This is a genomic window from Microbacterium terrae, assembly GCF_017831975.1.
GTDB classification, from domain to species: Bacteria; Actinomycetota; Actinomycetes; order Actinomycetales; family Microbacteriaceae; genus Microbacterium; species Microbacterium terrae.
Window position 1 is genome coordinate 476,675 of sequence record NZ_JAFDSS010000001.1, and the last position, 12,895, is coordinate 489,569.

Here is a 12,895-nt window from a genome sequence, read left to right on the forward strand (position 1 = left end):
CGCGGCGCGCGCCCCACGCCACACCTCCGAGAGAGGAGAGCGCGTTGACCGAGACGCTCCCCACCGTTCGACAGGCTCAGCAGCCGGGCGACGCGAAGCCGGGACTTCGCATCGCCATGATCGGCCACGGCTTCATGGGCGCCGCACATTCCCAGGGCTGGCGAGTCGCCCCCCGATTCTTCGACCTTCCGCTGCACCCCGAGATGGCGGTGCTGGTGGGGCGCACCGGCGCCGACGCCTCGGCGGCCGCGTGGGGCTGGGGCGAGGCAGCGACCGACTGGCGCGAGGTGATCGCGCGCGACGACATCGACGTCATCGACATCGTCACCCCCGGCGACACCCACGCAGAGATCGCCGTCGCGGCGCTCGCCGCGGGCAAGCACGTGCTCTGCGAGAAGCCGCTCGCGAACACCGTCGCCGAGGCTGAGGCGATGGATGCGGCGGCGACGGATGCCGCGGCACGCGGCGTGCGCTCGATGGTCGGGTTCACCTACCGACGAGTGCCGGCGACGACCTTCGCCCGCGACCTCGTGGCGCAGGGGCGCATCGGCGAGATCCGCCAGGTGCGTGCGGAGTATCTGCAGGACTGGCTGACGGACGCGGAGTCGCCGCTCACCTGGCGCCTCGACAAGGAGCTCGCCGGCTCCGGCGCCCTCGGCGACATCGGCGCACACGCCATCGACCTCACCGAGTACATCACCGGTCAGAAGGTCACCACTGTCTCCGGCATCATCGAGACCCTCGTCGCCGAGCGCCCCGTGCTCGGCGAGGGATCGGGGCTGTCGGGCACCGCGGGCACGACCCGCGGCCCCGTCACCGTCGATGACCTGGCGCTGTTCACCGGCCGCCTCGAGTCGGGCGCACTCGCCTCGTTCGAGGCCACCCGGTTCCGCACCGGGCGGAAGAATGCGCTGCGCATCGAGATCTCGGGGTCGAAGGGCGCGATCGCGTTCGACCTGGAACGCCTCAACGAGCTGGAGTTCTACGACGCGACCCTGCCCGAGACGCAGCTCGGCTTCCAGCGCATCCTCGTCACCGAGCACGACCACCCGTACCTCGCCCCCTGGTGGCCCACCGGTCATATGCTCGGCTACGAACACGGCTTCTCGCACCAGGTCGTCGACTTCGTCACCGCGATCGCCGACGGCACCCAGCCTCGCCCGTCGTTCGCAGACGGGCTCCATGTACAGCGCGTGCTCGACGCGGTCGAGCGCTCGTCGAACGCGGGAAGCGCCTGGACGCCGACCGGCTCATGAACGCAGCCGCCTCACTCCAGACCCGAAGGAAGGATCCGCAATGACGCGACCGATCACCCTGTTCACCGGCCAGTGGGCCGATCTGCCATTCGAGGAGGTGGCGCGTCTCGCGGGGGAGTGGGGCTTCGATGGTCTCGAGATCGCGTGCTGGGGCGACCACATCGACGTGTCGCGGTGGGATGACGCAGAATACGTGCAGTCTCGCCGAGACATCCTGGAGCGCAACGGGCTGCAGGTATGGACGATCGCGAACCACCTCGCGGGTCAGGCGGTGTGCGACGATCCGATCGATCAGCGCCATCGCGACATCCTCAGCGATCGGGTGTGGGGCGACGGCGACCCGGAGGGGGTTCGGCAGCGTGCCGCCGACGAGCTGAAGGACACCGCCCGGTTCGCGGCGAAGCTGGGCGTGAAGACGGTGACCGGCTTCACCGGCTCGTCGATCTGGAAGTACGTCGCGATGTTCCCGCCCGCGACCGATGAGATGGTCGCCGCCGGCTACCAGGACTTCACCGACCGGTGGAACCCGATCCTCGACGTGTTCGAAGAGGTCGGTGTGCGGTTCGCCCTCGAGGTGCACCCGTCCGAGATCGCATACGACTACTGGACCGCCCGGGCCGCCCTCGAGGCGATCGGCCGGCCCGGGGTGTTCGGGTTCAACTTCGACCCGTCGCACTTCATCTGGCAGCAGCTCGACCCGGTGGCGTTCGTGCTCGACTATGCCGACCACATCTTCCACGTGCACGTGAAGGAGTCGATCACCCATCTCGACGGGAGAAACGGCGTGCTCGGCTCGCACCTGCCGTGGGCCGACCCGCGGCGCGGGTGGACGTTCGTGTCCACGGGGCACGGGGCAGTGCAGTGGAACCCGCTGTTCCGGGCGCTCAACGCGATCGGCTACGACGGGCCCACGAGTGTGGAGTGGGAGGACGCCGGGATGGACCGCCTCGTCGGTGCGCCCGAGGCGCTCGCGTTCGTGCGCAAGCTCGCACAGATCACCCCGCCGCACGCGGCATTCGACGCAGCCTTCAGCAGCCGCTGACGGCCGCACGTTGCGGGATGCCGACCACCGGCATCCCGCAACGCGTCCGCATGCCGTGCACGCGCGGGGATAGGGTTTTCGCATGACGACTCCTCCGGGCTGGTACGACGACGGACACGGCGCGATGCGATGGTGGGACGGCGCGCAGTGGACGGAGCACGTCGCCACACCCGAGCCCGCCGCGGCTGAGGCGTCGGCCGACCCCGCCGATCCGGCCGCCGCGCTCGGGCTGCCTCCTGAGCTCCAGCCCGACCTCGACCCCGCGAACGCGCTCGCCGTCGGAACCCCGCCGCCCTCCGGCATCCCGAACTACCCGGGCTACGCCCCGACGGGGTATGCAGGCGAGGGTGCGTTCGTGGCCGCGACCGAGCCGAAGAAATCCAAGCTGTGGATCGTGTGGGTCGTCGTCGGCGTGGTGCTGCTGGGGATCGTCATCGCAGCGGCCGTGCTGATCCCGCTCCTCATCCTCGGCGCCACGACGTCGAGCAGCGGCGGCTCCGCCCCGCCGAGCGTCGAAGAGGTGAGCCCGGGTTCGGCGGAGGAGTCGGCTGCCGTCGATGCCGTCGACCTGTACGACGAAGCCTGGCAGAACGGCGACTGCGACCTGCTCGCCGAGGCCACCACCGATTCGTTCCTGGCCGCCAGCGGCTGGGAGGAGTGCACGACCTTCGAGTCGCAGGCGCAGACGTTCATGGGCGCGGTCGACGAGTACGAGGTGACGGTGACTGCGATCCTGGGCGGCGACACGTCGATCGACGTGACCACCAGCGAGACCTACGTCAGCCTGTACGACGAGGACGGGAACACCCTCGACTCGCCGCAGCCGTACGAGGAGGTATACACCTACACCGTCGTCGCCGACGAGGACGGCACCTGGGCGATCGACGAGATCCAGTGACCGAGGCTGTGGCACCCGCGCGCGGCGCGAAGTTCGTCCTCACCTGTCTTGCCGTCGGTCTCGCCGCGGGGCTCCTCTCGGGCCTGTTCGGCGTCGGCGGCGGCACCGTCATCGTGCCGCTGCTGGTGATGATCCTCCGGTTCGACCAGAGACTCGCAGCCGGCACCTCGCTCGCGGCGATCGTTCCGACAGCGACCGTCGGCGTCATCTCGTACGCCGTGCACGGCTCGGTCGCCTGGATCCCGGCGCTCCTCCTCGCGGCCGGCGCCGTCGTCGGGGCGCAGATCGGCACCTGGCTGCTCGCGCGGCTCTCGCAGAGCGCGCTGCGATGGGGGTTCGTCGCGTTCCTCGCCGCCGTCATCGTGAGCCTGTTCCTCGTGATCCCCTCACGCGAGGCGGAGCTGGTCCTGACTGTCTGGAGCGGGATCGCGCTCGTCGCGCTCGGCGTGGCGACGGGGACCGTCGCAGGCCTCGTCGGCGTCGGCGGCGGCATCATCGTCGTGCCGGCGCTCATGGTGCTCTTCGGCACGAGCGATCTGGTGGCCAAGGGCACGTCGCTGCTCATGATGATCCCGACCGCGGTCTCGGGCACGATCGGCAACATCCGCCGCGGCAACGTCGATCTGCTCGTCGCCGTCCTCGTCGGCGGCGCGGCGTGCACGACCACCGCCCTCGGTGCGTGGATCGCGACGCTCCTCGACCCGTTCGTGGCGAACATGCTCTTCGCCGCATTCCTCGTCGTCATCGCGGTGCAGATGGGCATGCGCGCCTACAAAGGACGCAAGCGCTGATCTCGGCGCTGCCGGCCCGGCGCATGGCCGGCCCGGAATGCCCCCTCGGTAGGATGGTCCGATGCCAGTGAACCCCGAGCTCGTCGGTCGCGCCTTCGCGCCGACGGCACCGTACCTCGTGGGTCGTGAGAAGGTGCGCGAGTTCGCGCGCGCCGTTCTCGCCGACGACCCGCAGCACCACGATCCCGCCGCAGCGCAGGCGCTCGGCTACAGCGACGTCGTCGCGCCGCCGACGTTCGCGATGGTCGTGCAGGACTTCACACTGCAGCAGCTGCTCGCCGCGCCCGACGCCGGCATCGTGCTCTCGCGCGTCATCCACGCTGAGCAGAAGTTCCGCTACTCGCGGCCGATCGTCGCAGGCGACGAGCTCACCGGCCAGCTCACCGTCGCCGGCATCCGCACCCTTGGCGGCAACGCCATGGTCACGTGCGACGCCGAAGTGACCGACGCGACGGGCGCGCATGTCGTGACGGCGACCTCGGTGCTCCTGGTCGGAGACGACGCATGATCGCCGTGGCAGAGCTCACCGTCGGCGAGGTCGTCGCCGAGCGCTCCGTGCACCTGACGCGTGAGTCGCTCGTGCGCTACGCGGGAGCATCCGGCGATTTCAACCCCATCCACTACCGCGACGACGTCGCATCGTCGGTGGGCCTCCCGGGCGTCCTCGCCCACGGCATGCTCACGATGGGGCTCGCGGTCGAGACGATCGTGCCGTGGCTCGGAGACGCAGGGCGGATTGTCGAGTACGGCGCCCGCTTCACCCGGCCTGTCGTGGTCGATCCCGAGACCGGCGCCGATGTCACCGTCGTCGCGAAGGTCGGGGCCGTCGACGAGGGTACCGCTCGCATCGATCTGACGGTCACGCACGCCGACACGACCGTGCTCGGCAAGGCGCAGGTGCGCATCCGGGTCGCCTAGCCATGCCCGAGGTCGTTCCTCTTCCCCTTGCCGAGCTCACCACCCTGCGCACCGGCGGTGCGCCCGAGCGGATGATCGACGCCGCCACCCGCGACGAGCTCGTCGACGCGCTCCGCGATGTCTGGCAGTCGGGCGATCCCTGGTTCGTCCTCGGCGGCGGGTCGAACCTGTTCGTCGGCGACGAGCCGTTCGACGGCACGGTGGTGCGCATCCTCACGAACGGGATCGAACGGATGCCGTCGCCGCGTCCTGGGCGCACGCTGCTGCGCGTCGAGGCCGGTCACGACTGGGACGCCCTGGTGGCGTACGCGGTGGAGCACGGACTCGCGGGCATCGAGGCGATGTCGGGGATCCCCGGAACCGTCGGCGCGGCGCCGGTGCAGAACATCGGCGCGTACGGTCAGGAGATCGTGCAGACCCTCGTCGAGGTCGACCTCGTCGACGAGTCGACCGGTGAGGTCGCGACGGTTCCGGCGGCGGAGCTGGGCCTCGGCTTCCGCACGTCGGTGCTCAAGCACCACTACGGCTCGGTTCCCGAGCGGCGCGCGGTGATCCTGTCGGTGACCCTCGAGCTGCTCGAGACCGGGGGAGAGCCGCGCCCGATCGGCGGCGACCAGCTGCGCGCCGCCCTCGGGCTGGCACCCGACGACGCGGTGACCGTCGCGTGGATCCGCGAGCACGTGCTCTCCACCCGCCGCAGCAAGGGCATGGTGCTCGACCCCGACGACCCCGACACCGCCAGCGCGGGGTCCTTCTTCCAGAACGCGGTCGTCTCGGCCGCTTTCGCCCGCACCCTTCCCGATGCGTGCCCCCGCTGGCCGGTGGCGCCCGATGTCGATCACCTGCTCGTGATCCCGCTCGAGTCGTTCGACGGCTATGTCGCGCCGACGCCCACGAGTGTTCCCGACGTGAAGGTGAGCGCCGCCTGGCTGATCGAGCACTCGGGGCTGCGCAAGGGCTTCCGCTTCCCGCGGTCGCGCGCCGGGCTGTCGACGAAGCACGCGCTCGCCCTGACGAACCGGGGGTCGGCCACGGCGGCCGAGCTCGCCGAGCTCGCCCGCTACATCCAGGGGCGCGTGCAGTCCGAGTTCGGCCTCATCCTGCAGCCCGAGCCGGTGCTCGTCGGCGTCGAGCTCTAGCAGCCTTCCTCGCCGGCATCCGCGTCGTTCGCGACGCCGGTGTGGTTCGCGAGTGTCTCGCGCTGGTCGGGCCGCAGGTTCGCGATGGAACCGGCCAGCTCGGTCAACAGGCTGTGCAGGGACATGTCGTCCTCCTTCGATCATCTGCACAGTCGACGAACGAGCGAGGGCGGAATCGACAGTTCTCAGCCGGATGCGCCGAGTTCGCGCAGCCGGCGGAGCAGGAAGCGCCGTTCCGGCGCGGTCGGAGCGAGGTCGAGCGCGGCGCGATAGCGCTCGGCAGCCGCCGTCTCGTCGCCGGAGCGACGCAGCAGATCGGCCTGCGCGGCGGGCAGCAGGTGGTGTCCGGCGAGCGACCCGTCGGCGTCGAGCCGGTCGAGCGCCGCGAGCCCCGCGGCGGTGCCGTCGCGGAAGCCGATCGCGATCGCCCGGCTCAGCTGCACCATCGGCGAGGCGGTGAACGTCGCGAGCTCGTCGTACAGCTCGACGATCCGGCCCCAGTCGGTCGCCGCCGCGGAGGGCGCGGTGGCGTGCTCGGCGGCGAGCAGCGCCTGCACGCGATAGGCCCCGTGCACGACGGCCGGCGCGCGCAGCAGCAGCACCGCCTCCTCGACCGCGCTCCGATCCCAGACCGCGCGATCCTGCTCCTCGAGGGGGATGAGGTCGCCCGACGCGTCGGTGCGCGCATCCCGCCGCGAATCCTGCAGCAGCATGAGTGCGAGCAGCGCACGGGCTTCGCCGGCGAAATCGCCCGGCACGATCTCGAGCACGAGCCTCGTGAGGCGGATCGCCTCGGCGGCGAGGTCGCGGCGGACGATGTCGTCGCCCGACGAGGCGGCGTAGCCCTCCGAGAAGACCAGATACAGCACCGACAGCACGCCGTCGAGCCGGCCTGGCAGCTCGTCGATCGCCGGCACCCGATAGGGGATGCCGGCGTGCGCGATCCTTCGCTTCGCGCGCACGATCCGCTGCGCCATCGTGGCCTCGGGCACGAGGAACGCGCGCGCGATCTCGGGTGTCGACAGCCCCGCCACCGTCCGGAGCGTGAGGGCGACCCGCGCGGGCATCTCCAGGGCCGGATGCGCGCACGTGAAGATCAGGCGGAGCCGGTCGTCGGCGTCCTCCTCCCAGGGGCGGAGAGCCAGTTCGGCGGCATCCGGGGCGAACGACTCGCCGTCCCGCTCGCGCATCACTCCCACCTCCGTGATCTTGCGGACCTCCGTCGCCCGGCGGCGCAGCCGGTCCATCGCCGCATTGCGGGCGACCGTGGTGAGCCATGCGCCCGGACTCGACGGCACGCCGTCGGACGGCCATCGCCCGGCCGCCTTCTCGAACGCGTCCTGAGCGCAGTCCTCGGCGAGGGTCCAGTCGCCGGTCACCCGGATGAGCGTCGCGACGATCCGCGCCCACTCCTCGCGGTGGGCGCGGATCAGCGCGTCGGAGACGGTGCTCAGCCGCGGCCGCTCTCGGGCTGCGGCGCCGCGTCACCGGACGGATGCGCCGGATCGGCGTCACCGTCGAGCGGACGCCCGGCGTCGTCGGTCTCGAGCGGCCAGAACGGGCGTAGCTCCAGCGTGCCGAACCTGGCCATCGGATGCTTCGAGGCGACCTCGATCGCCTCGTCGAGGTCGCGGCACTCGAGGATGTCGAACCCCGCGACCCACTCCTTCGCCTCGAGGTACGGGCCGTCGGTGACGAGCAGGTTTCCGCCGCGCACCCGCACGGTGGTGGCGTCGGTCGGCGGGCGAAGCCGGTCCCCGGCCACCGACACTCCTCGCTCGACCATCTCGTCGACCCAGTGGCCGATCGTGTCCTGCTCGTGGTCGTAGGGCTCCGCCGCCGGGTCGGACACGACGAACATCAGATAGCGCATGGCTGAATCCTTTCCTCGATCTTCAGCTTCTGCAATGCCGACGAACGGGGCGTGCCGCAATCGACAGCGCACGAGAAATCGCCCGGACGGAGGATTCCGGTCCGGGCGATCTCGCGACGATCGGGCGTCAGGAGAACAGTCGCTGCATCCGCTGCACGCCTTCGAGGAGCGCGTCGTCGCCGAGCGCGTACGACAGGCGCAGGTAGCCGCTCGGACCGAACGCCTCGCCGGGCACGACCGCGACCTCGGCCTTCTCGAGGATGAGGTCGGCGAGCTCCAGCGACGTGGTCGGCGTGACACCGTGCCACTCGCGGCCGAGGAGGCCGCGCACATCGGGGTACGCGTAGAACGCGCCGAGCGGGTTGGGCACCGCGACGCCGTCGATCTTCGACAGCTCGGCGACGATGAGCTTGCGACGACGGTCGAACGCCTGCCGCATGTCCTCGACCTCGACCTGGGGCCCCGTGAGCGCGGCGAGGGCCGCGCGCTGGGCGATGTTGTTCACGTTGGAGCTGAGGTGGGACTGCAGGTTGGCGGCGACCTTGATCGCATCCTTCGGGCCGACCATCCAGCCCACGCGCCAGCCGGTCATGGCATAGGTCTTGGCGACGCCGTTGACGAGGATCGTCTGCCCGGCGGCATCCGGAACCGCCTCGACGATCGAGGTGGCGCGCACGCCTTCGTAGACGAGGTTCTGGTAGATCTCGTCGGAGATGATCCAGATGCCGTGCTCGACCGCCCATTCGCCGATGGCCCGTGTCTCCTCGGCCGTGTACACGGCGCCGGTCGGGTTCGAGGGCGACACGAACACGAGTGCGGTGGTGCGCTCGGTGCGCGCGGCCTCGAGCTGCTCGACGGTGACCTTGTAGTCCTGGTCGGCGCCGGCGAACACCTCGATCGGGATGCCGTCGGCCAGGGCGATCGCCTCGGGGTAGGTCGTCCAGTACGGCGCCGGCAGGAGCACCTCGTCGCCGGGGTTCACCACGGCCTGGAACGCCTGGTAGACGGACTGCTTCCCACCGTTGGTGACGATCACCTGTGACGGGTCGACCTCGAGGCCGGAGTCGCGCAGAGTCTTCGCGGCGATCGCCTCACGCAGCACGGGCAGCCCCACGGCCGGGGTGTAGCGGAAGTTCGCAGGGTCGCGCAGCGCCTCGGCCGCGGCATCCACGATGTACTGGGGAGTGGCGAAGTCGGGCTCACCCGCGGCATATGAGATGACGGGGCGGCCGGCGGCCTGGAGGGCCTTGGCCTTCGCGTCGACCTTGAGGGTCGCGGACTCGGCGATGGCGGAGAGCTTGCGTGAGAGAGGGGCGCGTTCGGTCACGCCTTCGAGCGTAGTCGGCCGGGCGGTGAAGGTCAGTCCGGATTCCGCCGGGTGACCGACCGATCCGTCTCGCAGGTCGTCACTGCGCGATGGGCTGCGACGGCAGCGACGGCGGGGCGGCGGCCTGCGCGGCTTCGGCGCGGGCGAGGCGCTGTCCGCGGATGCCGCCCGCCAGCGCGAAGGCGAGGAGCCACACGCCCGCGACGCCGGTCAGGCCGGCCGACACGCGGAACGCGACGTCAGGATCGACCAGCAGTGCCAGCGCCAGCAGGGCGGCGACGCCGCCGAGGATGCCGCCCGCGGCGCCCGTGAGGGTCACGGCGCACCCCTTGGCGAGCCACCAGGTGATCCCGCCGGCGATCACGATCGCGATCGCCATGGTGATCGAGCCCCACATCCATCCGTCCACGGGCCCACGGTAGCGCTGCGGGCGGCGTTTGGGCAGTGCCACGCTGGTGTGGCACTGAGTGTCGCGTATGATGGACCGCAGTTTCAAACTTGGAGGTTCCGCCATGGTCGACGCGTCGACATACACCGCTCCCGTCGAGGACTACGCGTTCCTGTACCGCGAGGCCTTCGGCGCCGACATCGTCGCGCGCGCCACCGCCGACGCGATGACGGCAGACGACGCCATCGACGTGCTCACCGCCGCGGGCGAGTTCGCCGGCGAGGTGCTGGCTCCGCTCGACCAGGTGGGCGACCGGGTGGGCGCGACACTCGTCGACGGCCAGGCGCGTCTTCCCGAAGGCTTCGCCGAGGCGTACGCGGCGCTCGTGGAGGGCGGCTGGATCACGGCCGAGGCGCCTGAATCGGCCGGCGGCGACGGCCTCCCCACGCTCGTGCAGAACGGCCTCGGCGAGATCTGGAATGCGTCGAACATGGCGTTCGCGCTGTGCTGGATGCTGACGGCGGGCGCCATCCACGCGCTCGACGCGGTCGCATCTCCCGAGATCCGCCGCATCTACCTCGCCCCGATGGTCGAGGGTCGCTGGACCGGCACCATGAACCTCACCGAACCGCAGGCCGGAACCGACCTCGGTGCGATCCGCACCACGGCGACCCCGAACGAGGACGGCACCTGGTCGATCAGCGGTCAGAAGATCTTCATCACGTGGGGCGACCACGACGTCGCCGAGAACATCGTGCATCTGGTCCTCGCGCGCACGCCGGGTGCGCCGGACGGCGCGAAGGGGATCTCGCTCTTCGTGGTGCCGAAGTTCCTCGTGAACCCCGACGGCACGCCGGGGGAGCGCAACGGTGTGCAGACGGTCTCGCTCGAGCACAAGATCGGCATCCACGGCAGCCCGACCGCCGTCCTCGCCTACGAAGGCGCGACCGGCTACCTGGCGGGCGACCTGCACGGCGGACTCGCCGGCATGTTCGTGATGATGAACTCCGCCCGCGCGGGCATGGGCCTGCAGGCGACCGGCGTCTCCGACCGCGCGCTGCAGCGCGCCGCTGCCTACGCGGCCGACCGCCTCCAGGGCCCCGTGCTCGACCGTCCGGCCGGCGCGCCGATCGCCGAGCACCCCGACGTGCGGCGCCTGCTGCTGTCGATGTCGAGCGAGATCTTCGCGATGCGCGCGATGGGGGTGCGCCTGGGCGACCTGTTCGACCGGGCGGAGTCCGACGGCACGCTGGCGATGGCCGAGTTCTTCGTGCCGATCTTCAAGGGGTGGAGCACCGAGGAGGCGCTGCGCATCACATCGGAGGGCATCCAGGTGCACGGCGGCATGGGCTTCATCGAGGAGACGGGAATCGCGCAGCACTACCGCGATGCGCGCATCATGCCCATCTACGAGGGCACCACCGCGATCCAGTCGAACGACCTGGTCGGACGCAAGGTCATCCGCGACGGCGGGGCGACGGCATCCGCTCTCTTCGACGAGATCACGGCCACCGTCGCCGCCCTCCGCGCCGTCGACCACGCGGTCGCCACGCGCACCGCCGATCGGCTCGAGCGCGCGGTCGCCGCAGCGCGCCGCGCGACCGACGCCGTTCTCGGGTTCGCCTCGTCGCCCCGCGATGCCTACGCCGTGAGCGTGCCGTACCTGATGCTGCTCGGCTTCCTCGTCGGCGGATGGATGCACGCTCTCGCCGTCGTCGCCGTCGCAGGGCACGCGGATGCCGCGCCCGCCGACGCGCGGCGGCTGATCGAGGCCGACTTCTACGGGGTTCACCACCTGTCGCGCGTCGCATCGCTCGCCGAGACGGTCGAGGCCGGCGAGATCGCCTGACCCTGCGCCGGCGCATCCCGCTCCGCCGCTCCGCCGCCTCTCCCAGGTGCGTCTCCCGTCTCACCGCCTGCGTGTTGCGGGCGTGTGTGCGTGGGCTATGGGAGGACGCGCAAGGCCCAGCAGTTCGACGCCACGGGCTTGCCCTGCAGGCGATCGACCAGCCAGTCCTGGCTCGCAAGGCTCCGCGTGATCGCCGGGCCGAGGTGGTTGAGCGCCGTGCCTGCGGAGCCTACCGGCTGCACCACCGGAACGTACGTGACGTTCACGCCGCTGGCGCACCAGTCCTTCGCCAGCTGCTTGGCCTGGCCGTGGGCGACGATGTCGTCCTTCGTGCCGGTGAGCACCTGAACCGGCGCAGCGGGCGCCAGTGTGCCGATGCGCTGTGCGGCGATGGCCGCGCGCGCCTGCGGGAGCCGGGCCGTGAGCTGCGAGAAGGTCTCGCCCGTGGTCGTCCAGCTCGACGTCTTCGTGAAGGCCGTGCCTGTGGTCAGCAGCGCATCGCCGATGCACGCGTTCGCGAGGCGGGCGAGGGTGCTCCGGCCCGTGTCGTTCAGCAGGGTGCCGACCTCGGCGAGCCCCGGCTCGTACTGCGCGATGGCGTTGAACGAGAACCCGAGCACGCCGGTCAGCGAGGTTCCGTCGGCGGACTTCATCACCTCGAGCAGGTCTGCAGGCGGCGCGCCGGCGTACGTGCCCTTCACATTGAGCTCGGGCGCGTAGACCGGTGCGAGCTCCGCGGCCGACGCGACCGCGCCGCCGCCCTGCGAGTAGCCGTACAGGCCGATCGGGGAGGCATCCGTCACCGAAGCGCCCTCGAGCGCGAGAGCGGCGCGGGCCGCGTCGAGCACCGCGTGGCCCGAATCCAGGCGCACCACGTACGAGTGCACGCGGTCGGTCATCCCCAGTCCGATGTAGTCGGTGACCACGACGGCGATGCCACGGGCGAGGAAGCTGTAGATGTTGGGGATCTCGTACCCGATGGCGATCGCGTCGGACTCGACGACGAGGCCCGACTGGAGCGTCTTCGACGGAGCGCAGGCGTCGCCCTGACCCTGGGTGCCGGCGGCGAACGACACCAAGGGGCGATCGCCGCCGCCCCACCACCGCTTCGTCGGCTCGATGTACACGCCGGTCGCCGCGGCGGCGTTGCCGTCGGCGTCGGTCGTCCGATACATGATCTGCGTAGCGGTGCCCGGCAGCGGCGAGATGGCGCCGCCGAACGACACGGATGCCGCGAGCTTCATCGGCGCCGTGCGCACGAGGTCGCCGGCGGCTGCGGGGAGCGAGGGCGGCGGGTCGTAGAACGAGCCCGCCGCGTGTGCGGGAGTGGTGGACAGGGCTCCGAGCATGAGTGCTCCGAGCACGGCGATCGCGACGCTGCGACGCATGAAGGCCTCCAGTGGACTTCGTGTGG

14 protein-coding genes are annotated in these 12,895 nt (G+C 71.0%); 8 read left to right on the plus strand and 6 right to left on the minus strand.

The window, feature by feature from the left end; genetic code table 11:
- Window positions 1-116 precede the first annotated feature (116 nt).
- The 7 genes from JOD63_RS02100 to JOD63_RS02130 all read left to right on the plus strand — a co-directional run bounded on the left by JOD63_RS02100 (window position 117) and on the right by JOD63_RS02130 (window position 6,044).
- Window positions 117-1,256 (plus strand): Gfo/Idh/MocA family protein, encoded by a 1,140-nt coding sequence (locus JOD63_RS02100; protein WP_045277419.1) that lies wholly within the window; start codon window positions 117-119, stop codon window positions 1,254-1,256.
- A 40-nt stretch (window positions 1,257-1,296) separates the two neighbouring features.
- Window positions 1,297-2,298, plus strand: coding sequence for a sugar phosphate isomerase/epimerase family protein (locus JOD63_RS02105; RefSeq protein WP_045277245.1), 1,002 nt, complete (start codon window positions 1,297-1,299; stop codon window positions 2,296-2,298).
- 82 nt (window positions 2,299-2,380) lie between these two features.
- On the plus strand, window positions 2,381-3,196 hold the full coding sequence (locus tag JOD63_RS02110) for a DUF2510 domain-containing protein (protein ID WP_045277246.1): 816 nt from the start codon (window positions 2,381-2,383) through the stop codon (window positions 3,194-3,196).
- On the plus strand, window positions 3,193-3,987 hold the full coding sequence (locus tag JOD63_RS02115) for a sulfite exporter TauE/SafE family protein (RefSeq protein ID WP_045277247.1): 795 nt from the start codon (window positions 3,193-3,195) through the stop codon (window positions 3,985-3,987). Before JOD63_RS02110 ends, JOD63_RS02115 begins: the two co-directional genes overlap by 4 nt.
- A 61-nt stretch (window positions 3,988-4,048) precedes the next feature.
- On the plus strand, window positions 4,049-4,495 hold the full coding sequence (locus tag JOD63_RS02120) for an FAS1-like dehydratase domain-containing protein (protein ID WP_045277248.1): 447 nt from the start codon (window positions 4,049-4,051) through the stop codon (window positions 4,493-4,495).
- Window positions 4,492-4,905 carry a MaoC/PaaZ C-terminal domain-containing protein gene (locus tag JOD63_RS02125; protein WP_045277249.1) on the plus strand — a complete coding sequence of 138 codons (414 nt, stop codon included), beginning with the start codon at window positions 4,492-4,494 and terminating at the stop codon, window positions 4,903-4,905. The genes JOD63_RS02120 and JOD63_RS02125 overlap by 4 nt, the downstream gene beginning before the upstream one ends.
- A 2-nt stretch (window positions 4,906-4,907) precedes the next feature.
- Entirely contained in the window at window positions 4,908-6,044 is a 1,137-nt protein-coding gene (locus JOD63_RS02130; RefSeq protein ID WP_045277250.1) for a UDP-N-acetylmuramate dehydrogenase, read from the plus strand.
- On the opposite strand, the gene JOD63_RS17990 is transcribed toward JOD63_RS02130, so the two are convergent.
- The 5 genes from JOD63_RS17990 to JOD63_RS02150 all read right to left on the minus strand — a co-directional run bounded on the left by JOD63_RS17990 (window position 6,041) and on the right by JOD63_RS02150 (window position 9,653).
- Window positions 6,041-6,169: a hypothetical protein gene (locus JOD63_RS17990; RefSeq protein ID WP_271180704.1), complete on the minus strand. Its 129-nt coding sequence runs from the start codon at window positions 6,167-6,169 to the stop codon at window positions 6,041-6,043. The genes JOD63_RS02130 and JOD63_RS17990 overlap by 4 nt on opposite strands.
- Window positions 6,170-6,229: 60 nt before the next feature.
- Window positions 6,230-7,498: an RNA polymerase sigma factor gene (locus JOD63_RS02135; protein WP_045277251.1), complete on the minus strand. Its 1,269-nt coding sequence runs from the start codon at window positions 7,496-7,498 to the stop codon at window positions 6,230-6,232.
- Window positions 7,495-7,917, minus strand: coding sequence for a YciI family protein (locus JOD63_RS02140; RefSeq protein ID WP_084613777.1), 423 nt, complete (start codon window positions 7,915-7,917; stop codon window positions 7,495-7,497). Before JOD63_RS02140 ends, JOD63_RS02135 begins: the two co-directional genes overlap by 4 nt.
- A 127-nt stretch (window positions 7,918-8,044) precedes the next feature.
- Window positions 8,045-9,244 carry a pyridoxal phosphate-dependent aminotransferase gene (locus tag JOD63_RS02145; RefSeq protein WP_045277252.1) on the minus strand — a complete coding sequence of 400 codons (1,200 nt, stop codon included), beginning with the start codon at window positions 9,242-9,244 and terminating at the stop codon, window positions 8,045-8,047.
- A 79-nt stretch (window positions 9,245-9,323) separates the two neighbouring features.
- The gene (locus JOD63_RS02150) at window positions 9,324-9,653 is read right to left on the minus strand and encodes a hypothetical protein (protein WP_157004075.1); all 330 of its coding nucleotides are present in this window, start codon (window positions 9,651-9,653) and stop codon (window positions 9,324-9,326) included.
- Between the two features lie 103 nt (window positions 9,654-9,756).
- Here JOD63_RS02150 and JOD63_RS02155 point away from each other — a divergent pair, with 103 nt between their 5' ends.
- Window positions 9,757-11,481, plus strand: coding sequence for an acyl-CoA dehydrogenase (locus JOD63_RS02155; protein WP_045277254.1), 1,725 nt, complete (start codon window positions 9,757-9,759; stop codon window positions 11,479-11,481).
- Window positions 11,482-11,576: 95 nt separating this feature from the next.
- Here the strand turns inward: JOD63_RS02155 and JOD63_RS02160 are convergent, their stop codons facing one another.
- Window positions 11,577-12,869 carry a lipase family protein gene (locus JOD63_RS02160; RefSeq protein ID WP_084613779.1) on the minus strand — a complete coding sequence of 431 codons (1,293 nt, stop codon included), beginning with the start codon at window positions 12,867-12,869 and terminating at the stop codon, window positions 11,577-11,579.
- Window positions 12,870-12,895: the final 26 nt, after the last annotated feature.